Here is a 22295-nt window from a genome sequence, read left to right on the forward strand (position 1 = left end):
CCGACTCTCGGCCGCGTCCGGCAGATCCCTGGCGGGCTCCCGGACCTTCCCCTGGTCACCCCTGAGACCGTCTCAGGGGCCCTGCCCATCTGCTGCGGAATGTTTCGTACCGGACGAAACGTTCCCGCCACATGCGTATTGATGTCTGGTCCGACGTCGTCTGTCCCTGGTGCTACATCGGCAAGCGACACCTCGAGGAGGCCCTGGAGGGCTTCGAGCACAGCGACGACGTCGAGATCGTCTACCACTCCTTCGAGCTCGACCCGACCGCGCCGCAGGTGCCGGTCGAGACCACGGTCGAGGCGCTGTCGAAGAAGTTCGGTGCTTCAGTCGAGCAGACCCGCGAGATGATGAAGCAGGTCAGCGTCCCTGCCGCCGCTGCCGGTCTCGAGTTCAGCTACGAGGACACCCCGCACGCGCGCACCATCGACGCCCACCGGCTGATCCACCTGGCCAAGGCCGAGGGCAGGCAGGCCGCGCTCAAGGAGGAGCTGCTCGCTGCGTACTTCACCCGGGGCGAGTCGATGGGCGACCACGCCGTCCTGCGGCAGGCCGCGGTGAACGTCGGTCTCGACGCCGCGCGCGTCGACGAGGTGCTCGCCAGCGACGAGTTCGCGGCCGACGTACGGGCCGATGTCGACCAGGCCCGCGCCTACGGCGCGACCGGGGTGCCGTTCTATGTCGTCGAGGAGAAGTACGGCGTCTCCGGTGCACAGCCCACGAAGGTGTTCAGCCAGCTGTTGGAGCGGGTGCACGCCGAGAGCAAGCCGGCGCTGACGATCGTCGGCGACGGTGACGCCTGCGGTCCTGACGGCTGCGCCATCTGACCGTCGGGCCGGAGTCGATCTAGCGCTTGGTGGCGATCAGGACGCTGGTGTCGGGGGCCACCATGACCTCGACGGTGGTGAAGCGCTCGTCGGTGAGCCAGGACTCACGCAGGCTGTCGACCCGGCCGTAGACGATCGGCGGCCACAGGTCGGTGGGGATGAGGTCGTCGATGACGACGATGCCGCCCTCCTCGACCAGCTCGGCGAGCTGGTCGGGGGAGACCCCGCCGGGGGTCTCGGCGTCCAGGAAGAGCAGGGCGAACGGGCCGCGGTCGCGCAGGATGCCCCAGTCGGCGGCGATCACCTCGACGTGCCCGTCGTCAGCGAAGATCTCGGCGGCCTCCTTGGCGAGGTGCTCGTCGAGCTCGGCGGAGACGATGTGGGCCACATCGCCGCGTACGCCGCTGCGCAGCCAGGCGGTGCCGACACCGCATCCGGTCCCGAACTCCGCCATGGTGCCGCTCCGGGTGGCCGCGAGGGTCGCCAGAAGCCGTCCGGTCTCGTTGCGGCAGAACGAGACGTACCCCGCCCGACGGGAGACGTCGAAGGCGCGGGTCACGATGTCCGGAAGCTCTGGGGGTGCACTCACAGGGCCAGTCTTCCTGATGACGGGTGTGATCGCGCGCACGGGCGTCTCGGATGGCGGACCATTCGTCCAGATTCGCTCTCTCGAGGCGTCTGCCGGGTTAACGTCAGAACACCATGCGGAGCATTTTTCTCGTACTCGAGTGCCGCGACGGGGCCCGGCGGTAACGACCGCAGGAGAAGCCACCTCGTCGCGGTGGCTTCCGTCTTCCAAAGACCCCGGCTTCTCTCCCACACCCTCTGATTCCCTGACGTGTGAAGGAAGAAGCCATGTACGCGATGTACCCCGAGAGCCCGGCCGAATACGACAAGTGGGGCCGCGAGTGGGGCCCGGCGAGCCACGACCCGGACAACCCGCACAGCGTTGAGAACACCATCGCCGCGGTCCAGCAGGCGCTCGACCTGCGGGACAACGGCGGCCAGCTGCCCGACGACAACTAGTCTCGCCGTCATGTCTACGACCAACCTCGCAGTGATCCCCGGCGACGGCATCGGACCGGAGGTGACCGCCGAGGCCCTGAAGGTGCTCGAGGTCGCTGCCAACATCGCCTCGGGCTCCGCCTCGGCGGAGCCGGTGAAGTTCGAGCAGACCCGCTACGACCTCGGTGCCGAGCGCTATCTCGCCACCGGCGAGGTCCTGCCCGAGTCTGTTCTCGCCGAGATCAAGGAGCAGGACGCCATCCTGCTCGGAGCGGTCGGCGGCAAGCCCAACGACCCCAACCTGCCCCCGGGCATCCTGGAGCGCGGGCTGCTGCTCAAGCTCCGCTTCGAGCTCGACCACTACGTCAACCTGCGTCCGTCGCGACTCTTCCCGGGGGCGACCTCCCCGCTGTCGCCGGCGGTGCTGGACAAGGGCGAGATCGACTTCGTCGTGGTGCGTGAGGGCACCGAGGGCCTCTACACCGGCAACGGGGGCGCGATGCGGGTCGGAACCCCGCACGAGGTCGCCACCGAGACCTCGGTCAACACCGCCTACGGCGTGGAGCGGGTCGTCCGCGACGCCTTCGCCCGCGCCCAGGCGCGTCCGCGCAGGAAGCTGACCCTGGTCCACAAGACCAACGTGCTCGTCAACGCCGGCTCGCTGTGGTGGCGGATCACCCAGCAGGTCGCCGAGGAGTTCCCCGACGTCACCGTGGACTACCTCCACATCGACGCGGTGATGATCTTCCTCGCCACCGACCCGGCCCGCTTCGACGTGATCGTCACCGACAACATCTTCGGCGACATCATCACCGACCTCGCCGCTGCCATCACCGGCGGCATCGGCCTGGCCGCCTCCGGCAACATCAACTCCTCCCGCGAGTTCCCCTCGATGTTCGAGCCCGTCCACGGCTCCGCCCCCGACATCGCAGGTCAGCAGAAGGCGGACCCCACCGCGGCAATCCTGTCCGGGGCCCTTCTGCTCGAGCACCTCGGTCGCCCCGAGGCTGCCGCTGCCATCGACGCCGCCGTGCTCGCCGACCTCTCCGAGCGCGGTTCGGAGCCTCGTGCGACCTCCGAGGTCGGCGACGCGATCGCCGCGCGAGTAGTCGGCTAGACGCTCACCCTCGAAGGGCCGGGCGCAGATTCTCCTGCGTCCGGCCCTTTCTCTGTCCTCATCATTTACCCCGCCCGCGATAGCACAGCCCTCGCAGAACAGGACTAATCTCATGGTCATGGAGATCAGCACCACATTGTCGACCCAACCGGCCACCGACAAGCAGCGCGCGGAGGTCCTGGCGAACCCAGGCTTCGGCAACCATTTCACCGACCACATGCTCACCGTCGAGTGGACGCCCGAACAGGGCTGGCACAACGGTCGCATCGAGGCGTACGCACCGATCAGCCTGGACCCGTCGGCAGCCGTGCTGCACTACGCCCAGGAGATCTTCGAGGGCATGAAGGCCTACCGGCACGAGGACGGCTCGATCTGGTCGTTCCGGCCTGAGGCCAACGCCGCCCGGATGGCCCGCTCCAGCGAGCGCCTGGCTCTGCCCGTCCTCGAGATCGAGGACTTCGTGCAGACCGTCTTCGACCTGGTCAAGGTCGACCACCGCTGGGTCCCCGAGGCCTCGGAGAGCGACGAGAAGAGCCTCTACCTGCGGCCCTTCATGTTCGCCTCGGAGTCGTTCCTCGGTGTTCGTCCGGCCCAGCACGTGACCTACATGGTCATCGCCTCGCCCGCCGGCTCCTACTTCAAGGGCGGCGTGAAGCCGGTCCGGATCTGGCTCAGCGAGAACTACACCCGCGCGGGCCGCGGCGGCATGGGCGCGGCCAAGACCGGTGGCAACTACGCCTCCTCCCTGGTCGCCCAGGCCGAGGCCTCGGCCAACGGCTGCGACCAGGTCGTGTTCCTGGACGCGCAGGAGGGGAAGTACGTCGAGGAGCTCGGCGGCATGAACCTCTACTTCGTCCACGCCGACGGCCGGATCGTCACCCCCGAGACCGGCACCATCCTCGAGGGGATCACCCGCGCCTCCATCATCGAGCTCGCGGGCAAGCTCGGCTACACCGTCGAGGAGCGCAAGTTCACCATCGACGAGTGGAAGGCCGGCGTCGAGTCCGGTGAGATCACCGAGGTCTTCGCCTGCGGCACCGCCGCCGTGGTCACCCCGGTCGGCGAGCTCGTCCACGAGGGCGGCTCCATCGCCTCGGCCGGTGACGGCGAGGTCTGGCGGACCATCCGCAAGCAGCTGGTCGACATCCAGTTCGGCCGCGCCGAGGACACCTTCGGCTGGATGCGCCAGATCGTCTAGCGGAGACGTCGGCCGAGGCGTCAGCCCGGTCGGTCGAAGCGTCAGGTACGTAGGCCGAGGCGTCGCTCCCGTCGGTCGTGATGGCAACGGGTGACGCCTCGGCCGACGTAAGTGACGCCTCGGCCGACGTAGGTGACGCCTCGGCGGGGTGTCGGCTGTGGCGGATAAGGTTTGTCCCGTGACGACAGCCCCGCGCCTACCCCGGGTGAGCCGACGAGAGAGCGTCGGTGACTACGACCTGCTCTCCTTGCTGGGGCAGGGCGGGATGGGCCGGGTCCACCTGGCCGGCCACCGCGTGAGCGGCGAGCGGGTGGCGCTGAAGGTGCTGCGTACGCAGTTCGTCGGAGACGAGGAGGGGCGCCAGCGCCTGGCGCGCGAGGTCTCCTCGCTGCAGCGGGTGCGGAGCAGGTGGGTCGCCGGGGTGGTCGCTGCCGACCCGTGGGGCGAGGTGCCGTGGCTGGCGACCCGCTACGTCCCGGGGCCGACGCTGCACGACAAGATCGTCAACGAGGGCGTGCTCTCGCGCGACGACGTCGAGCAGCTGGCCAGCGACCTGGCCGAGGGTATCGCCGACTGTCACGCCGTCGGCGTCCTGCACCGCGACGTCAAGCCGGCCAACATCATCATGGAAGGACGTACGCCGATCCTGATCGACTTCGGGCTCGCCCGCGTCGCCGACGACCCGAAGATCACCGTGACCGGCCTGCTGATCGGCACACCCGGCTACCTGCCGCCCGAGATCGCCGTCGGCGACCCGGCCACTCCGGCCTCGGACGTTCACTCATGGGCCGCCGTGGTGGCGTACGCGGCGACCGGCCGCCCGCCCTTCGGCGAGGGCAACTCGATGAAGCTGATGGACCGGGCCCGGCGCGGTGAGCACGACCTGGAGGGCGTGCCGCAGCCGCTGCGCGGGCTGCTCGGCCAGGCGCTCTCGCCGGATCCCGCCGACCGCCCGACGCTGGACGAGGTGCGCGAGTGGCTGCGTACGCCGCGCCGACCGTTCGTGCACAAGCCGGTCGAGCAGCTCTCGCTCAGCGACCGGACCGAGCGTGAGAAGGCCACCACCCCGGCCGCGCCGTTCCCTCCGGCCGGCCAGCCGGGCCGGCCCGGCCCGCGGCCGAACAGCCGCCGCGACCGCGGCCTGGAGAAGCTGCGCCGCGGGGCGATCTGGCTCGGTCTGCTCGCCTTCACGGTCGGCCTGATCGCCGCGTTCCCGAGCGTCGGCTTCTGGACCGTGCTCGGCGCGGCGTGGCTGATCCGGGCCGGCACCCTGGCAGCCGGCGATCTGCGTCGCTGGCGTTGGTATCGCGGCCGCAAGTGGCATGACGCGCCCCGGCTCCTGCTCGGCGCTCCCTGGCGGCTGGTCCGCTCGCTCCCGAAGACGTTCGTGGTGGGCACGTGGGGTTTCGGGTTCGTGGTGGCGGCAGTGTTGATCGGCTTCGCCCTGCAGCTCTCCCTGCCGGCGGCTCTGGGTTTTGCAGGGCTGGCGTTCGTGGTCGCGCTGTGGACCGGCTCCGGACGCGACCGGATGTGTGACCCGGTGACCAAGGTGGTCCGACGGGTCTCGGAGCGATGGGTCCCGTGGATCCTCGGGTTCGCGGTGGTCCTCACTCTGGCTCTCTTCCCGATCCAGACCCTGACCGAGGACGGTCCGCAGTTCTCCGGCGGCGACGAGTCGTGGTGGGTCGAGCTCCTCGGCTGGTGAGACGCCCGTCCCACTGAGGGAGATTTCGTGGCAGGATCAGGGCCATGACGACCTTTGTCATCATCATTCGCTAGCGCGCCGAGCTCCGCTCGACGCGCCACCCTCTCGTACCCGAGAGGGTTTTTTGTTGCCCAGTCACCGCCCCTGACCGCAGATCCAGCCCAGCCCGAGGACAGAAGAGCCATGGAATTCCACGTCTACGACACCACCCTGCGCGACGGTGCGCAGCAGGAGGGCCTCAACCTCAGCGTCGCCGACAAGCTCGCGATCGCTCGGCATCTCGATGGCTTGGGCGTCGGGTTCGTCGAGGGCGGCTGGCCCGGGGCGAACCCGAAGGACACCGAGTTCTTCAAACGAGCCGTCTCCGAGCTCGACCTCAAGCACGCGCGGCTGGCTGCGTTCGGGTCGACCCGCAGGGCCGGGGTGAGGGCTGCAGACGACCCCCAGGTCGCCGCGCTCCGCGACTCCGGGGCCTCGGTCGTCACCTTGGTGGCGAAGTCCCACGACCGCCACGTCGAGCTCGCGCTGCGCACCACGCTCGCGGAGAACCTCGCGATGATCCGCGACACCGTCTCCCACCTGCGCGAGGATGGCCAGCAGGTCTTCCTCGACGCCGAGCACTTCTTCGACGGCTACCGGGCCAACCGTGACTACGCGATGGAGGTCCTCAGGACGGCCTACGAGGCAGGCGCCGAGGTCGTCGCACTGTGCGACACCAACGGCGGAATGCTGCCGAGCTGGGTCTCCGACGTCGTCCACGACGTCCGCGAGACCACCCAGGGCGCTGTCGGGATCCACTGCCACAACGACACCGGGTGCGCGGTCGCCAACTCGCTGGCCGCCGTGGAGGCGGGCGCGATGCACGTCCAGGGCTGCATCAACGGCTATGGGGAGCGTACGGGCAACGCCGATCTGGTCTCCGTGGTCGCCAACCTGCAGCTCAAGCTCGGGCGGGAGGTGCTCCCGGCCGGTCTGCTGGCCGATGCGACCCGCGTCGCCCATGCGGTCGCCGAGGTGACCAACGTGCCGCCCGCGGGGCGGCAGCCCTACGTCGGCGCCTCCGCTTTCACCCACAAGGCCGGCCTGCACGCCTCCGCGATCAAGGTCGACCCCGACCTCTACCAGCACATGGACCCGGCGGGCGTCGGCAACGACATGCGGCTGCTGGTCTCGGACATGGCCGGCCGGGCCTCGATCGAGCTCAAGGGGCGTGAGCTCGGCTACGACCTCTCCGACGACCGCGACCTGGTGACCCGGGTGACCGAGCGGGTCAAGGAGGCCGAGCAGCGCGGCTACACCTTCGAGGCGGCCGACGCCTCCTTCGAGCTGCTCCTGATCGAGGAGGTCGAGGGCGCGCGCCCTGCCTACTTCGAGGTCGAGTCCTGGCGGGTCATCTCCGAGGCCCGCGGTGGTGGCTCGGAGGCGGCTTCGACGACCGAGGCGATCGTGAAGATCCATGCCGACGGCGTACGCCACGTCTCGACCGGCGAGGGCAACGGCCCGGTCAACGCACTGGACCAGGCGCTGCGGGCAGCGATCACGCGTGCCTTCCCCGTCGTCGCCGACTTCGACCTGATCGACTTCAAGGTGCGGATCTTTGACCAGGGTCACGGCACCGATGCGAAGACCCGGGTGCTGATCGAGACCTCTGACGGGGTGACCTCTTGGACGACCGTGGGCGTCGGCTCGAACGTGATCGAGGCGTCCTGGGAGGCGCTGGTCGACGGGCTCACCTTCGGACTGCGACGCAATGTGAGCAGGGCCACATCCGCAGCGGTAGTCGCCGCGGAATGAATCTCCGCCGGGAGGGCGTTGGACAGTTCAACATTGAACTTTCCGCGTCATTCGAGGAGAACCCGTGTCCGACACCCGCATCGCCGTACTCGTTGGCAGCCTGCGCGCCGAGTCCACCAACCGCAAGCTCGCCGAGAAGCTCGCCGCCGGGGCGCCCGAGGGCGTCACCCTGGAGATCGTCGAGGGCCTGGGCGAGCTGCCGTTCTTCAACGAGGACCTCGAGGCCGACCCGGGCGAGGCCGTGACTCAGCTCCGCAAGACGATCACCGAGGCCGACCGCGTGCTGATCGTGACGCCGGAGTACAACGCCACCATCCCGGGCGTGCTCAAGAACGCGATCGACTGGCTCTCCCGTCCGTACGCTGCGGGTGCCATCAAGGGCAAGGTCGTCTCCGTCGTCGGCGTGACCCCGACCCCTTACGGCGGCAAGTGGGCGCACGCCGATGCCGCTCGCTCCGTCGGCATCGCCGGCGCGATCGTCGTCGAGGACGCGATCGTCTCCCAGCCGGCCCACGAGATCGACGTGTTCGCCGACGCCGAGGTGCAGGCGCGCTTCGCGGCTGCCGTCGAGAAGCTCGCGGGCTTCGCGCCCGCTGCCGTCTGATTCCCCAGCCTGCGGCACCAGAAGGTCAGGTCTCCCGGGGGGAGACCTGACCTTCGTCATTTATCGCGTGCGCTTGCGGGCCTTAGGCCGTACGTTGCGGCCATGAGTGGACCCGTGAAGCAGCTTCGTGTGGTGGTCGAGGCGAAGGACTACGAAGAAGCGGTGGCGTTCTACCGCGACACCCTCGGGCTGCCCGAGCAGGCCGCCATCTCCGGCCCCGACGGTGCCGAGGTGATCATCCTCGACGCCGGCCGAGCCACGCTCGAGCTCGCGAACCCGGCCCAGCACGCCTATATCGACGAGGTCGAGGTCGGACGCCCGGTGGCCGGGCACGTACGGATGGCGTTCGAGGTCGACGACTCCGCCGCGGTCACCGACCGGCTCGTCGAGGGTGGCGCGGCACTCGTGGCCTCACCCACCCGCACCCCGTGGGAGTCGCTCAACGCGCGTCTCGACGGGCCCGCCGACCTGCACCTGAGTCTCTTTCAGGAGCTCGCCGAGCCCGCCCTGGCGCCGGAGTACCCGATCAGGACCGAGCGGTTGGCGCTGCGGCCGATCGACGTCGAGCGCGATCTCGAGGACCTGCACGCCTATCTCTCGCTCGAGGACGTGTGCCGCTATACCCCGTTGATGCCGCGCGATCGCGACCAGCTGCGGAAGGCGTACGTCCCAGAGAGGCGTCTTTCCGTCCTGCGCCGCGAAGGTGAGGTGCTCTCTCTCGCGGTCGAGCACGAGGGCAGGCTGATCGGTGACGTCGTGCTCTTCTGGCACAGCAAGGAGCAGCGATCGGGGGAGATCGGGTATGCCTTCAACCCCGAGTTCCAGGGGCGCGGATTCGCCACCGAGACGGCTCGGGCGCTGCTCGGGCTGGCGTTCGACGAGCTCGGTCTGCACCGGGTGATCGCCAAGGTCGACGAGCGCAACGCCGCCTCCGCGCGGGTGGTCGAGCGGCTCGGGATGCGTAAGGAGGCGGTCGAGCGTGACGCGAAATGGACCAAGGGCGAGTGGGCGACACTGGTGAGCTACGCGATGCTCGAGGACGAGTGGCGGCTAGCCTGAGGGAGTGGCCGAGCTTCATGATCTGACCGCCCTGGAACAGGGAGAGCTGCTGCATCGATGCGAGATCTCCCCGGGAGAGCTGGCCGAGCACTATCTCGACCGGATCGCCAGGCTCGACGATGTCGGAGCCTTCGTCACCGTGGCCGAGGAGCGGATCTCGACCTGCGCCCGCGAGCTCGTGGTCAAGCCGGTCGGCGCCTCACCGCTGTGGGGAGTCCCGACGGCGATCAAGGACCTCAATCTGACCCGCGGGGTGCGCACGACCTTCGGGTCGGCGGTCTTCGCCGACTTCGTGCCGGACGTCTCCGACAACGTCACCTTGTCGATCGAGGCGGCCGGGATGATCTCGCTCGGGAAGACCAACACCCCCGAGTTCGGCTCTCCCTGCTACACCGAGCCGGATGTGGCCCCGCCCGCCGTCACCCCCTGGGACCGTACGCGGATCGCCGGTGGCTCCTCCGGAGGTGCGGCCGCTGCCGTGGCTGCCGGGCTCGTGCCGGTCGCGCAGGGCTCCGACGGCGGCGGCTCGATCCGGATCCCGGCCTCCTGCTGCGGGCTGGTCGGTCTGAAGCCGACCCGCGGTCGGATCTCCCCGTCGCCGATGTACGGCGACGCGGCGGGGCTCTCCACCGCCGGCCCGATCGCTCGGTCGGTGCGGGATACGGCGGCTTTTCTCGATGTGCTCGCGGGGCGGCGTACGGGTGATCCCTTCTGGGCGCCCGAGGAGCAGCTCCCCTTCCTGGACGCGTGCGAGCGGCCGCCGGGACGGCTGCGCATCGCCCGGTTCATCGAGCCGCTGATCGCGGAGACCGCCGTCGATGCCGAGTGCGTCGCCGCGTGGGAGAACGCCTCGACGCTGCTGGCGTCGCTGGGTCACGAGATCGTGGACATCCCTCGTCCGATGCCGGTCGAGGCGGTCGCCGTCTTCGAGACGGTCTGGGCCGTCGGCACCGCGATGTCGGTGGTCAACCTCGCCCCGGACCAGCGATCCCGGATCCGGCCGCTGACCCGCTGGCTCACCGAGCGGGGAGAGGCGGTCAGCGGACCCGAGTTCGGGCTGGCGGTCGCGGAGCTGCGCCGGTACGCCGCCGCGACCCTGGAGGCGCTCGCCCCCTATGACGCCGTCCTCACCCCGACCCTGGCCACTCCGCCGCCCCTCGTCGGCGCGATCCGGAATGACGCCGATCCCGCGGCCGACTTCCAGGCGCAGAAGGAGTTCACCCCCTGGACCTCGGCCTGGAACGTCACTGGCATGCCAGCGATCTCCCTGCCCCTCCACTGGACCCCCTCCGGCCTCCCAGTCGGCGTCATGCTCGCCGCCCGCCCCGCCCAGGAGTCCCTGCTGCTCTCGCTCTCCGCCCAGATCGAGGCCGCCGCCCTCTGGGACCACCGCCTTCCGCCCGGCTGGTAGCCCCCTCGCGCCGAGACCGTAGAAGTGGCGCGCCGAATCTGTAGTTGTGGGTGACGAAAGTCGACTTTCGTCGCCCACAACTACAGATTCGGCCCGCCAGAACTACCGATTCGGCTGGGGGTCAGTCGGCTGGGGGTCAGTCGCCTAGGCCGCGGGCCTTGAGGGCATCCCCGGTCTCGTGGGCGCGGGCGACGACTCGGATGACGAAGGGGGAGAGGTACGCCCGGGGGGAGCGGCCGAGGCCGCGAGCTCGGGCGGCGTCGCGGGTCTCCTGAGCCAGGGTGAGAGTGCCTGGAAGGGCCTGGATCGCCATCGAGATGGTGAGGGCGACCCGCTCCGGGTCGAGCCCGAAGCGCTGCAGGGGCCGGATCCAGCGTACGACGGCGTCGAGGGTCTCGGTGGTCGGCGTGGTCGAGGTCAGGGTGAGTGCCAGCAGGCCGAGGGAGACGAGGTCGAGCAGGGACTCCACCGCCCGGTCGAAGGTGAACAGCCACCACTGCAGGAGCGCGATCACGAGTGCGATGACGAGTACGGCGCGCAGCGCCCGTGCGGTGGACGGCAGGTCGAGCCGGCCGATCAGGGCGAGGACGATGGCGACGCCGAGGAAACCGAGCGAGAGCAGCGGGCCGCGCAGCGCCACGATGGCGACGCTGAGCACCGCCAGACCGAGCATCTTGGCGCCCACCGGAAGCCTGTGGAGCACGGTGTCGCCGGCGCGGTAGAGCCCGATGGTCATGCTCATTCGGCGCCCACCGTCCTGACGTAGTGCTTGACGGCGGCGTCGGCCTCGCCGTCGTAGCAGACCCGGCCGTCCTCGACGACGAGGACCCGCTCGCAGCGGCGTACGAGGTCGAGGTCGTGGGTGACGAGGACGAGCTGCTGGGGGAGTGAGAAGAGCAGGTCGCCGACCATCCGGGTGTTGCGCAGGTCGAGCAGCGTGGTCGGCTCGTCGGTGACGATCACCTCCGGCTCGGTGGCGAGCACGCCGGCCAGCGCGAGCAGCTGGCGCTGGCCTCCGGAGAGAGCGTGAACACTGACCTCGGCTCGCTCGGATAGCCCGAACCGGGCCAGCGTCTCGAGGGCGACCTGCTTGCGGCGTACGCGGTCCTTCACGGTCCTGCGCAGGGACAGCTCGACGTCCTCGACGCAGGTCGGCATCACCAGCTGGGCGGCGGGGTCGGTGAAGGTGAACCCGACGCGCCGGCGCACGGCGGCCCCCTTGCGGTCCACGTCGAGGCCGTCGACGGTGACGCTCCCGGACGTCGGGGTGACCAGGCCGTTGATCATCCGGGCCAACGTCGACTTGCCCGACCCGTTGCTGCCGATGACACCGATCCGCTGCTCGGTCAGGGCGAGGGTCGTGGGGTGGAGGATGGTGCGCTCGCCGTCGAGCTCCGGGGACTCGACCCGGACCTCGGCGGCCTCGAAGCGGATCTCAGGCACGTCGGGCGAGCAGCTTAGGGAAGGCGCGGTGGACCTGCGAGGCGACGACTGCGGCGACCGCCGCCTTGATGAAGTCGCCGATCCAGTAGGGAGCGTCGAAGGCCGCAGCTTCCAGCAGGCCGACACGGAGCACGACGGCCATGCCGATGATGCCGCCGACGTGGTTGATGACGACGCCGACGACGCAGACGGCGAAGACGAGGACCGGGTTGGTGCGGCGTCCTCGCAGGACGTACTTCACCAGTAGGCCGACCACGAGCACCATGAGCGGGAACGACCACAGGTAGCCGGCGGTCACGCCGACGAAGACCCCCGGGCCGGCCGCGTGGCCCGCGAAGACGGGGAGACCGGCGATCCCGAGGATGAGATAGAGCACCACCGCGGCGGTGCCGCGCAGCGGGCCCAGCAGAGCGCCCGTCAGCAGGAGGGCGAAGCCCTGCAGCGTCAGCGGGACGCCGGCGCCGCCGATCGGGATGGCGGCGAGATAGGAGCAGACCGCGATCAGGGCCGCGAACGCGGCGATCAGCGCGAGGTCGGTGGCGTCGAGGCGCGGCGACCTCGCCGTGGGGGTCTCGGCGGCGGTCGTGGGGGACTCGGTCATAATCGCTCCTGCGTACTCAGACCTGAACCGTGGTCAGGTGAACGGTGTTCAGGTTAAGGTCGGTGTACGTCTTCGTCCACTTCGTCCCACCACCTGGCCCCTGGGGAGCACCATGCGATACCGCCGTGAGGACGTCGTCGCGCGTGCGCTGCAGGTCCTCGACGACTACGGCCTCGCCGACCTGACCATGCGCCGTCTCGGCACCGAGCTCGGCGTACGCCCCAGCGCCCTCTACCACCACTTCGCCAACAAGCAGTCGCTGCTGGCCGCGGTGGCCGACGAGATCCTGCTCCGCGGCCGGCACCAGCCGTCGGGAGCCTGGGACGTACGCGTCACCGCCATCTGCAGCGACCTGCGCGACTCGCTGCTGGCCTACCGCGACGGAGCCGAGGTCGTCGCCACCGTGTGGGCCTTCGGGCTCGGCGCGACCCAGCCTTACGACGACCTCGTCGCCGCCCTGAAGGACGGCGGCCTCGGCGATCTCGCCCCCGTCGCGGCCCGCACCCTGCTCCACTTCGTCTACGGCCATGCCGTCGACGAGCAGACCCACCTCCAGGCAGCCGCCGCGGGCGCCATCGAGGACGACGTCCGCGACACCGACGACTTCGTCACCGGCCTCGGTCTGGTCGCCGCGGGCATCTCCATGGCCAAGGCCGTCAGAGAGGCCTCGTCCGGCCGCTGAGGTCGCAGCGGTCAGCCCGCGTCGACCTCGGCGCCGTGCAGCTCGGCGAGCATCACGGCACCGGCGAGGTCGAGCCTCGTCCCGCGCAGCGAAGCCGTGGTCAGATCGGCACGGTCGAGATCGGCGCCGCGGAGGTCGGCCCCGTGCAGGGTGGTCTCCTGGAGCGTGGCTCCGCCGAGGCGGGCATCTCGCAGGACCGCGTCGGTGAGGTCGGCCAGCGAGAGGTCGGCCTCGCGCAGGTCCAGCCCGGACAGGTCGAGCCGGGCGAGGTTCGCGCCCCGCAGCGAGACGCCGCGCCACACGCCGCCGCTCACCTTCAGCGGCCGCAGGATGCACCCGGAGAACTCGGTCCCACTGAGCTTGCAGCCCTCGAACGTCGAGTCGAAGAAGTTCGTACGCCGGAAGTCGCAGCCGACGAACGCCGAGCCGACATGGGTTGAGGCGTTGAAGCGGCCGCCGTGGAACGTGCACCTCTCGAAGAGCGCCGCCGACGTGGTCGCCTCGGTGAGGTCGACATCGGTGAAGACGCAGTCGACGAACCGCGCTCCGGTGAGGTCGGCTCCGTACCAGTCCTCGTTGCGGAAGTGCTCGTCGTTCGCCTCGGTGGGTGGGTTCGCCATGGCGCACACCTTGCCAGCCCGCACCGACAACCAGCTCGGTCCTTCCGGCTCAGTCGTTCTGATTGAACCACTCGTCGAGGAGAGGCCAGGTGGTGTCGCGGGCGGCGCGACCGGTGAGCAGGCCGAGATGGCCGCCCGGGACGATCTCGAAGCGGAGCTCCTCGGCGCCGGTGAGCAGGTCGACCAACGGCTTGACTGCGGCGACGGGTCCGATGCCGTCGTTGGCGCCGGCGACGACGAGCGTGGGCTGCTTGACGTCGCGCAGGTAGACGGAGTGGTCGGCACTGAGGTCGATCTGCCCGCTGAACAGCGCGTTGGTGCGGAAGAAGTGGTGGTAGAGCTGTCCGAACGTCCGCCCCGGGTAGGCGATGATGTTGTCGGTGAACCGGTCGACGGCCTCGAGCTGGGCGAGGAACTCGCGGTCGGCCAGGTTGGACAGCTTCGCGACCGGCTTGGTGAACATCTTGTCGACCGAGGAGATCTGGAAAGCCCATCTGACCAGCGGCTTCGGGGCGCCTCCGAGGGCGCGCGAGGCGGTGGTGACCAGGTTGCCCGGCGGCAGGTTGAGCAGCGGTCGCAGCGGCGCGATCAGCGGCACCTGACGTACGTCGCAGGGCGAGCCGAGCACCGCGATCGAGGCGATCGGGAGGTCAGGGGAGTCGGCGGCGGTGAGCATCGTGAAGATCCCGCCCAGCGACCAGCCGACCACATGCACCGGCCGCCCGCCGGCGTGCTCGGAGACCGACCTGATCGCCTCCGGGACGACGTGCTCGATCCAGTGCTCGATGCCGAGGCTGCGGTCGGAGAAGTTCACCTCGCCGTACTCGACCAGATAGGTCGGCCGGTTCGTCTCCACCAGATGCTCGACGACCGAGCAGCCGCGCCGAAGGTCGTAGCAGATCGCCGGCGCCGCCAGCGGCGTCACCAGCAGCACCGGGTCGCCCTCCGGGGTCGTCCCCGCCAGCGGCCGGTAGTGGTAGAGCTCGCGTCGGTTGCCGTCGTCGATCAACGTACGCGGCATCGGCCGTAGGTCGGCCAGCCCGCCGTAGAGCAGCGAGTGCGCGACGTTCCCTGCGGCGGCGCCGACCGTGGTGGCGATCGAGGCGGCAGCTTTTCGGGGGTGGGGAAGGAGGGCCATCGTGGGACTAACGTAACCCGGCTCTGCGAGTCACGTGTGGTACCCGTCACGACGACATGTGTGAGTGCACAATGAATCCCAAAACGGTATGATGATGGTATGAGCGTTCAGATCACCGTCCGGCTCCCCGATGAGCTGGCTGCGTACGTCGATGAGCTCGTACGCGCCGGCAACGGTCCGAGAGCAGCGATCGTGTGTGACGCTTTGAGCCTCTACCAGCAGCATCGTCGCGCCGAGGAGGATGCCCGGATCCTCGAAGAGTCGGGTGACTACGACGACTTCGACGACCTGGTGAAGTTCGCAGCACTCGATGCGTGACATCCACATCGCTCACCTGGACAAGGCGCGACCGGTTCTCGTGCTGACTCGCGAACCGGTGCGAGCCGCGATGCGCCGGGTCACGGTCGCCCCGATCACCTCCACGATCAAGGGTCTGAGCACCGAGGTCGAGGTCGGCCCGGAGAACGGCCTCGATCAGGCGTGCGTGGTCAGCTGCGACAACATCATCACCATCGACAAGTCAGCCCTGGGCCGCCATGTGGGTTTCTTCTTCGATCGCCAGGAGCCGGCCCTGGCGACCGGCATCGTCAACGCGTTCGCTCTCCGGGCGGGCGGCCGCGCCTAGATGCGTTGACGCGCTCTGGAGCTCGAGTGGTTGTCACCGGAGCTGGCGGGTACCGGACGACCCACGGATCCAGTCGAGAGGATGAGGCCAGTGCGAGATACCGACGAAAACGCCAGCCACGGATCAGACCCGGGTGCCCGGTCTGACCAGCGGAGGATGTATCTGCGGTTCGGGGCCATGATCGCGACGTCGACGATGGTGATGTACGCGCTCACCTACACCAACCTCTTCTCGTTCGCTCACGCGCGTTGGAGCGAGGAGCGGGTCTACATGGCTGTGCTGATGGGTTCGGCCATGGCGATCGTGATGCTCGGGTTCATGTGGGGGCGCATGTACAAGAACACCGTGGTCAACGTGGTGATCATGGTCGCCGCCCTCGTGATCGGCGGTACGGCGTACGCCCTCTCGCAGTCCCAGACGCTGGTCGGCGACGAGGCCTACATGAGGGCGATGACGCCGCACCACTCCATCGCGATCCTGACCAGCGAGCGGGCGAACCTCGAGGACGTCCGGGTACGTGAGCTCGCCGACGGGATCAGCAAGACCCAGGTGGAGGAGATCAGGGAGATGGACTGGCTGCTCGACGACATCGCCGAGAACGGCAAGGCCACCACCGCTCGGGAAGCCGCCGAACGACCAGTGCCGGACTTCTCAGACGAGGCCGGACGGTGGCTGGACCATCCTCGATGGCTCCTCTGGCCGCAGTCCGCCGCCCGCGTCGGATCGGCTCGCTGACGTCCTGGCCAACAGCTGGTCACACACTGCGATGAGCCGCTCCCGGAGCGGCGCGGCCCGCTCGGCGAAGGCGCGCTGAGCGGCGGCGTACTCCGCCTTCCCGGCGGCCGTCTCGATCCGGATCGGGTCGAGACCGAGCTCGGCGAGGTCGTAGGGGGCGGCCTTCATGTCCATCGTGCGGATGTCCCAGGCGAGCTCGAAGCAGTCGGCGACCATGTCGGAGGAGACCAGCGGCGAGAGCCGGAAGGCGTGCTTGTAGAGGTCCATCTACCATCCAACTGCGTACACCAACTGTCGGTGCCACCGACAGGTCGCCGTTGACAGAACAAAGACGAAGTTGTCGTGCTCTACCATCATTCCTCTGAACAGTCAAGAGTTTCAATCTCTCAGTCTTGAGAGGTTGAGTCCTTGAAGGTCGAGGAAGGGAGAACAGGACACCACTTGAGCAACATCGAAGTGACCATCTATGTACGCCTTTCAGAGGATGCCCAGGGCAACGAACTGGGCATCGAGAGGCAGGAGAAGGAGTGCAGAGAGTACGCCGCGGCACGCGGCTGGATCGTCCGTGAGGTCATCGCGGACAACGACCTGAGCGCAACATCAGGCATCATCCGTCCGGGCTTTGAGAGGCTCCTGGACAGCGACCCCGAGGCGATCCTGTGCTGGCACCTCGACCGGCTTCTGAGGATCTCGGAAGACCTTGAGCGGGTCATCCGGCTGAACATCAACGTGTTCAGCAAGGAGGCCGGCTGGTTCGACCTGAGCAGTCCGGCAGGCCGAGCCGTGGCGCGAACGGTCACGGCATGGAACACCTACGAGGGCGAGCAGAAGGCGATCCGTCAGAAGGCTCAGCATCGTCAGAGGATCGAGAACGGCGGACTGACCAAGACCGGTCGTCCTTGGTGGCCGACGAGGCCGCTCGGCTTCAACATGGACGGCTCGCTTCACGAAGTTGAAGCGCCAGCGCTGAAGCAGATCTACTACGACATTCTCGGGGGAGGATCGCTCAACGGTGCTGCGCGATACCTCAACTCGCTCGGAGTAGTGACGGGCCGAAGCGGCAAGCCGTGGACGGTCACTCACCTGAGGCCGGTCCTGATGCACGCTCGGAACGCTGGGATCTACGTCAAGATCGAGCGCCAGAAGCACACCCATCGGAGGGGTGAAAGCGACTGGGGGAACCGATGTCCTGAGGACTGCAAGGCGACGTACGACCAAAGGCGCACCGAGGTCGGAGAGGCCGCATGGGAACCCATCGTCGATGAGGAAGTGTTTCGCGCCGTCGTACGCATCCTGAGCGATCCGAGTCGGCGGATGTATCCGGCAGGGACGCGGGTGGGTTTTGGGAGGCGTGAGAACCTCCTGACGGGCTTTGCGAAGTGCTCCAAGTGCGAGGGCCCGATGAGGGCGGCATGGAGGCACAAGAACGGCAAGCGTCACCTGAAGGTCTACGTCTGTGGGGGATCGTGCCACGGGACGACCCTTCCTGCCGAGTGGGCCGACAGCATGGTTCTGGTTCAGGTGATCGAGCGCGTCTACATGTGGGAAGAGATGCTTCAGAAGGCTCCAGCGGGTGGCGGCGAGGACATCGGCGCTCTCAAGGCGAGACTAAAGGCGCACGAGGAGAACCGCGCCGAGCTGATCGAGGATAAGGCCCTCGGGCTCATCACTCGGGAAGACCTGCGGATCGGCCTTGCGAGGATCGACAGGGAGATTGTCAGGCTGACGGACCAGATCAACGATGCGGTCACGGAGACGGATGGGATGCCGTGGTCCTTCTCCGATGTCATCAAGTGGGCGCACATGGACGACTCCAACGAGCCAGACCACATCGGCAAGCCCGATGTCGAGAAGATGACTCCCGTCCTCCGGCGAGTGTGTGAGTCGATCATGCTCACAGGTCCGGGGAAGGGTCGCAAGATCGGTTCCGAAGGTGCCCAGCCTGACGACCTGGTGAAGATCAAGTGGCTGGTTCCGTAGCAACCTCTCACTGAGTTGAGAGGTTGAACTGTCGGTGCCGTTGCGGCCCAACGCTGCGATGGCACCGACACCTTCGGCCAGCCTGATACGTCTGGCCCAACAGGGTAGAGAGCACGGCACTCCGTCATCGAGCCGCAAGCGCGGCTGAGCGTCGAACGGTTCGGCGCTCTATCAAGTCATGCCCGAAGGAGGGCTATGGAGAAGGAGGAAGATTGAGCGTCCGCTATGGGGTGGACCCCCAAGCATGGGTCGACACTGCAAGGGAGGCTGAGGCAGGAATGGACAAGGTGTTAGGGGCCCTTGCTCTTCGTGCCAACGAGACCGGAACAGCGCATGCGCCTACTTCCGACCTTCTGAATGAGGTCGACGTGTCGAAAGCCACGCTTGAGCGTCAACTGTCGAAGCTTCAAAAGGGTGGGTGGGTCGCACGCCGGAGCGTCAACTGTCTCGCGTTGACTTATCCCCATGGTCGCATCGAGCCGATCAAGGTTCAGTGTGAGGCAGGAACGGACAAGGTGTCAGGGCACCAAGTGCGCCTACGTCGAGCGGTCTACCGGAAGCATCGGCTCAAGGTCTGGGCGGTCGACCACGACACGCTTGTTCTCTGGATCATGCAGGAGGCTCGCGCAGCGGAGGACTACCCGCCAACAGGCAGAGCGGGGGACTGGTATGGCGAGATCCTTAACCATGTGTCGTTCTACGGAGTCGTGGTCGCCAAGCAGATTGCGAGGCTTTGCGGCGAAGCCGTGAGCGTCAACGTTCCGCGGGAGAGCCTTGCCCGTGCCGTGAGTCGTAAGGATCAGACGGGGTATGTGTCCTTCACCCAGCGAGGTGTTCGCGTCCTGGAAGAGTCCGGCTGGCTCTCTGTTGTGACGGTCGGCGCTGGCGCTGGTGCCGAGACGACATACAAGCTCACGACGGGCGAACGGACATACGCCTACGCGTGGGCCAGTTCGAACGTCCTAGAGGCCCGTTACGAAGCCCTCGCAGGGTGAGTGAGGTAGGAACGGACAAGGTGTTCCGTCGGGGTCGCCTACCGGCTCGCCTCCTCCGCTCCGACTGGTTCGCAAGCACAGGTTCGCCCTTCGGGCTCACCTGCCGCGAACAGGTCTTTGTGATCCACCGGAGGAAAGATCCGGAAGGACATCGAGTCTCTCACCGGGGCTCCGCCCCGGCTGATGCTCATGGGGGCCGAAGGCCCCACAGAGTCTCTTCGATCCCTTCCTTCTTCCGATGCTCTTGCCCAAGCCGGCCCGTAAGGGCCGGTCTATCCGTCAATCATGAAGGGAAGACACTTGGCATACGTAAGAGAACGGGACAGGCACCTCTATGAGCCGATCTGTCCCTGGCCGACTCCCGAAGGACGCAGTTCGGAGACCGGACTTTGGCCCGGCGAAGCGCCAGAGAAGTTCAGCACCATTCGTATGGCTTACCCTCCGGGGCCCGGACGCAAGAAGGGACGACGGAACAACAGGCTTCGAGACTGGAAGGGAGAGCGTTACGGCTCCGTCGTGACGTTGGGGCGAGACTTCGAACGTAGTAGGTCGAAGACGCTCTACGTCCATGCTCTCTGTGACTGTGGAACCTTCTTCTCGGTTCGTGTCTCGTCCCTCCGGCGACGGAAGAGCCCCACGTGCGGGTGTGGCCCGAAGGGTCGCTCAAAGGGGGTCGCGAATGGCGAAGGTGGCCTGAAGCTCACAACGGCGGAGATGGAAAGACTCATGAACGAGCCCAAGGCATCTCCGGCGAAGTCCAAGGCAGACGCCGATGATTGGCGCTTGTTCTCGGAGAACTATGGGACCTTCGCTGAGTCAGAACCTGAGGAAGTCGATCTCTCCCTTGAAGGGGTTAGGGCATGGATGCATGAGGCGCTCGCGGGAGGTGAGACGGAATAGGTGCGGATCTAACGATTGTAACTATGTAAGGATCTTGAGCAAGAGAACTCCCCTTTAGGTCTTACCTCCTGTTCTCCCTAAAGGGTCGAGCCATTCGATGCCCTGTCACATCGAATGCGATCGACGAAGCCCTGAGTCCCAAGGATCACTCCTCCCTGGGAATCAGGGCTTCGTCATGTCTGAGAACAGGGCAACGGCTTTCAACCTCTCAGTGCTGAGAGGTTCTATCGCAATCCACGAAAGGGGGTCGAACGTGACCTATCGAGTACATAACCCCAACATGCCGCGAACCGTCTTCGTGACCGAGAACAAGGTCCGAGGGGAAACGCTGGTGCGAAACGAGTTGGTCCGCCAAGGGCGTATCGCAGAAGCAAAGGAACAGGGAGATCGAGCCAGGGCGCTTGCTGAGGCTTCTCAAGCGCCATACGACCCTCCCGAGTGGCTTATCCCCGACGAAGCAGTGCAAGCAGCTCAGAAGGCTGCTGAGGCCCGACTACGGCTCTTTATGGGGCTAGAAGGTGATGCAGCGTGATCCCACTCGGCGCGGTGTACGGCACGGATACGGGGTTCGTAACCGTAGAACAAATGTTGCACGACGGATCGCGTCGTCTGATCGTCGCATGCGAACGGGGACACGGCTCTTTCAAGAAGCGGACTTACTTCGATCTTCCGCTGACCCAGCGAATGGAACGTCTGTCGTGCCCGAAGTGCGAGCACGACCCTCTCAACAACGAATAGGAGCAACAAGGCATGATCAAGAACACGCTCTCGCCGCGCATGGCGAAGGCCAAGGCCGACTTCATCAACGGCGGGCCCCTCTCGCGCGATGAACTCATCAACATCTACTTCACTGAGATCCTCGACGAGTGGCTAGTGGAGCGCACCGCCAAGGAGCTGGCCGCTCGCGATGCCGAGATGGACTCGTGGACGACGGAGATCGCTGACTTTGTCGTCGCGGTCCTGGAGAGCGCTGAGGGTCTGAGCATCCCCCGTGCAGCTGTCATCACCACTGACCCGGAGCAGATCAAAGACGGCAACCCTGCCGTTCTGGTGAAGCCGCACGGTGCCGCCGAGCACACCGGGGGCGGCTACGCCAAGGGCGGTGCGTGGCTGGAGTTCTACGGCGGCGTGCAGCCGACTCGCGACGAGGTGAAGTCGCTGTTCGAGTCTCACTCGATGCGGAAGGTCTCGTCGTTCACTGTCCCCTCGTTCAAGTACCAGGGCAAGGGTTTCAAGCAGCCGGGGCTGGGGTTCTCGTCCGATGGCTGGATCCTGTCCAACCCGTACATCGCTCACCCGTCCGCCGCCAGCCTCGCTCGTGTGATCGGCCGGGGACTGGACGCCATGGCCGAGTCGTATGACCCGGCGAGCGGTGCCTTTGTGAAGACGCTCGGTGTCTACGTCCAGCACGAGATCGGCGCATCGGAGGTTGTGAGTGTCGACGGTGACACGGTAGTCCTTCGCGGTCATCTGGCGGTGCACAGCCGGTCGACTCACCCATCTGTGTCTCCTTTCTCGATCAACGAACTGAAGGACAAGGCTGATGGCGTGTGCGCCGAGATCGCCCAGCGTGGCGGCTTCGTCCAGAGCGTCGGCTTCGTGAAGGGGGCCAAGGTCGTCCAGGCTGAGCCCCTCTCGGTCGAGTTGGCGAACGGTCGGGCCATCGGTCTCGGTCTTGAGTTCGAGATCACCGCGACCGCCAACTACGGCACCTCCGTTTCGAAGGAGGCGTGATGCAAGACCGAGTTCGAGCCGTAATTCAGCGTCTCGATGCTCCCCCTGCGTCGTGGGAGGAAGAGGACGAAGAGTCCCTTCGCCTTGAAGGTGGACTCAACCCGAAGGGCGAGCGCGGGACG

General features: G+C 67.3%; 24 protein-coding genes. 17 read left to right on the forward strand and 7 right to left on the reverse strand.

What is annotated here, in order from left to right; translation table 11 throughout:
- Positions 1–131 precede the first annotated feature (131 nt).
- Positions 132–827, forward strand: coding sequence for a DsbA family oxidoreductase (locus ABZZ22_RS15165; RefSeq protein WP_354932704.1), 696 nt, complete (start codon positions 132–134; stop codon positions 825–827).
- A 19-nt stretch (positions 828–846) separates the two neighbouring features.
- Here ABZZ22_RS15165 and ABZZ22_RS15170 read toward each other — a convergent pair whose 3' ends face one another.
- Positions 847–1416 carry a class I SAM-dependent methyltransferase gene (locus tag ABZZ22_RS15170; RefSeq protein ID WP_354932706.1) on the reverse strand — a complete coding sequence of 190 codons (570 nt, stop codon included), beginning with the start codon at positions 1414–1416 and terminating at the stop codon, positions 847–849.
- A 266-nt stretch (positions 1417–1682) separates the two neighbouring features.
- On the opposite strand from ABZZ22_RS15170, the gene ABZZ22_RS15175 reads away from it, so the two are divergent.
- The 8 genes from ABZZ22_RS15175 (at position 1683) to ABZZ22_RS15210 (ending at position 10720) form a co-directional block, all read left to right on the forward strand.
- Positions 1683–1853, forward strand: a complete 171-nt coding sequence (locus ABZZ22_RS15175; protein ID WP_354932708.1) for a hypothetical protein — start codon at positions 1683–1685, stop codon at positions 1851–1853.
- 10 nt (positions 1854–1863) lie between these two features.
- On the forward strand, positions 1864–2949 hold the full coding sequence (locus ABZZ22_RS15180) for a 3-isopropylmalate dehydrogenase (RefSeq protein WP_354932710.1): 1086 nt from the start codon (positions 1864–1866) through the stop codon (positions 2947–2949).
- A 112-nt stretch (positions 2950–3061) separates the two neighbouring features.
- Positions 3062–4147 carry a branched-chain amino acid aminotransferase gene (locus tag ABZZ22_RS15185; RefSeq protein ID WP_354932712.1) on the forward strand — a complete coding sequence of 362 codons (1086 nt, stop codon included), beginning with the start codon at positions 3062–3064 and terminating at the stop codon, positions 4145–4147.
- A gap of 178 nt (positions 4148–4325) precedes the next feature.
- A complete protein-coding gene (locus tag ABZZ22_RS15190) occupies positions 4326–5852 on the forward strand; it encodes a serine/threonine-protein kinase (RefSeq protein WP_354932714.1) in 1527 nt (508 codons plus the stop codon).
- A gap of 183 nt (positions 5853–6035) precedes the next feature.
- Positions 6036–7646: a citramalate synthase gene (gene cimA, locus ABZZ22_RS15195; protein WP_354932716.1), complete on the forward strand. Its 1611-nt coding sequence runs from the start codon at positions 6036–6038 to the stop codon at positions 7644–7646.
- A gap of 64 nt (positions 7647–7710) precedes the next feature.
- Positions 7711–8250 carry an NAD(P)H-dependent oxidoreductase gene (locus tag ABZZ22_RS15200; RefSeq protein WP_354932718.1) on the forward strand — a complete coding sequence of 180 codons (540 nt, stop codon included), beginning with the start codon at positions 7711–7713 and terminating at the stop codon, positions 8248–8250.
- 102 nt (positions 8251–8352) lie between these two features.
- Positions 8353–9309, forward strand: coding sequence for a GNAT family N-acetyltransferase (locus ABZZ22_RS15205; RefSeq protein ID WP_354932720.1), 957 nt, complete (start codon positions 8353–8355; stop codon positions 9307–9309).
- 4 nt (positions 9310–9313) lie between these two features.
- A complete protein-coding gene (locus tag ABZZ22_RS15210) occupies positions 9314–10720 on the forward strand; it encodes an amidase (RefSeq protein ID WP_354932722.1) in 1407 nt (468 codons plus the stop codon).
- A 136-nt stretch (positions 10721–10856) separates the two neighbouring features.
- Here ABZZ22_RS15210 and ABZZ22_RS15215 read toward each other — a convergent pair whose 3' ends face one another.
- From ABZZ22_RS15215 to ABZZ22_RS15225, 3 genes are read right to left on the reverse strand one after another with little or no spacing between them, the layout of a single operon-like run.
- The gene (locus ABZZ22_RS15215) at positions 10857–11462 is read right to left on the reverse strand and encodes an energy-coupling factor transporter transmembrane protein EcfT (protein ID WP_354932724.1); all 606 of its coding nucleotides are present in this window, start codon (positions 11460–11462) and stop codon (positions 10857–10859) included.
- Positions 11459–12163: an ABC transporter ATP-binding protein gene (locus tag ABZZ22_RS15220; protein WP_354932726.1), complete on the reverse strand. Its 705-nt coding sequence runs from the start codon at positions 12161–12163 to the stop codon at positions 11459–11461. The genes ABZZ22_RS15215 and ABZZ22_RS15220 overlap by 4 nt, the downstream gene beginning before the upstream one ends.
- Positions 12156–12764, reverse strand: coding sequence for a biotin transporter BioY (locus ABZZ22_RS15225; protein ID WP_354932728.1), 609 nt, complete (start codon positions 12762–12764; stop codon positions 12156–12158). Before ABZZ22_RS15225 ends, ABZZ22_RS15220 begins: the two co-directional genes overlap by 8 nt.
- A gap of 112 nt (positions 12765–12876) precedes the next feature.
- On the opposite strand from ABZZ22_RS15225, the gene ABZZ22_RS15230 reads away from it, so the two are divergent.
- Positions 12877–13446: a TetR/AcrR family transcriptional regulator C-terminal domain-containing protein gene (locus tag ABZZ22_RS15230; protein ID WP_354932730.1), complete on the forward strand. Its 570-nt coding sequence runs from the start codon at positions 12877–12879 to the stop codon at positions 13444–13446.
- Between the two features lie 11 nt (positions 13447–13457).
- Here the strand turns inward: ABZZ22_RS15230 and ABZZ22_RS15235 are convergent, their stop codons facing one another.
- Complete coding sequence (locus tag ABZZ22_RS15235; RefSeq protein WP_354932732.1) at positions 13458–14066, reverse strand: pentapeptide repeat-containing protein; 609 nt, start codon at positions 14064–14066, stop codon at positions 13458–13460.
- A 49-nt stretch (positions 14067–14115) separates the two neighbouring features.
- Positions 14116–15204, reverse strand: a complete 1089-nt coding sequence (locus ABZZ22_RS15240; protein ID WP_354932734.1) for an alpha/beta fold hydrolase — start codon at positions 15202–15204, stop codon at positions 14116–14118.
- A 99-nt stretch (positions 15205–15303) separates the two neighbouring features.
- Here ABZZ22_RS15240 and ABZZ22_RS15245 point away from each other — a divergent pair, with 99 nt between their 5' ends.
- From ABZZ22_RS15245 to ABZZ22_RS15255, 3 genes are all read left to right on the forward strand, one after another.
- Positions 15304–15522, forward strand: a complete 219-nt coding sequence (locus ABZZ22_RS15245; protein WP_354932736.1) for a ribbon-helix-helix protein, CopG family — start codon at positions 15304–15306, stop codon at positions 15520–15522.
- Positions 15515–15829: a type II toxin-antitoxin system PemK/MazF family toxin gene (locus tag ABZZ22_RS15250; RefSeq protein WP_354932738.1), complete on the forward strand. Its 315-nt coding sequence runs from the start codon at positions 15515–15517 to the stop codon at positions 15827–15829. The genes ABZZ22_RS15245 and ABZZ22_RS15250 overlap by 8 nt, the downstream gene beginning before the upstream one ends.
- A gap of 177 nt (positions 15830–16006) precedes the next feature.
- Entirely contained in the window at positions 16007–16564 is a 558-nt protein-coding gene (locus tag ABZZ22_RS15255; RefSeq protein WP_354932740.1) for a DUF305 domain-containing protein, read from the forward strand.
- Here ABZZ22_RS15255 and ABZZ22_RS15260 read toward each other — a convergent pair.
- Positions 16481–16831 carry a hypothetical protein gene (locus ABZZ22_RS15260; protein WP_354932742.1) on the reverse strand — a complete coding sequence of 117 codons (351 nt, stop codon included), beginning with the start codon at positions 16829–16831 and terminating at the stop codon, positions 16481–16483. The genes ABZZ22_RS15255 and ABZZ22_RS15260 overlap by 84 nt on opposite strands.
- Positions 16832–16972: 141 nt before the next feature.
- Between ABZZ22_RS15260 and ABZZ22_RS15265 the strand changes: the two genes are divergently transcribed.
- The 4 genes from ABZZ22_RS15265 (at position 16973) to ABZZ22_RS15280 (ending at position 22173) form a co-directional block, all read left to right on the forward strand.
- Positions 16973–18544: a recombinase family protein gene (locus ABZZ22_RS15265; RefSeq protein ID WP_354932744.1), complete on the forward strand. Its 1572-nt coding sequence runs from the start codon at positions 16973–16975 to the stop codon at positions 18542–18544.
- A 212-nt stretch (positions 18545–18756) separates the two neighbouring features.
- The gene (locus ABZZ22_RS15270; RefSeq protein ID WP_354932746.1) at positions 18757–19539 is read left to right on the forward strand and encodes a hypothetical protein; all 783 of its coding nucleotides are present in this window, start codon (positions 18757–18759) and stop codon (positions 19537–19539) included.
- Between the two features lie 726 nt (positions 19540–20265).
- Complete coding sequence (locus tag ABZZ22_RS15275; RefSeq protein ID WP_354932748.1) at positions 20266–20439, forward strand: hypothetical protein; 174 nt, start codon at positions 20266–20268, stop codon at positions 20437–20439.
- A 750-nt stretch (positions 20440–21189) separates the two neighbouring features.
- On the forward strand, positions 21190–22173 hold the full coding sequence (locus ABZZ22_RS15280; RefSeq protein ID WP_354932750.1) for a hypothetical protein: 984 nt from the start codon (positions 21190–21192) through the stop codon (positions 22171–22173).
- The last annotated feature ends 122 nt before the right edge of the window (positions 22174–22295 follow it).

The sequence above is a fragment of the Nocardioides sp. NPDC006273 genome (assembly GCF_040613495.1).
GTDB lineage: Bacteria > Actinomycetota > Actinomycetes > Propionibacteriales > Nocardioidaceae > Nocardioides.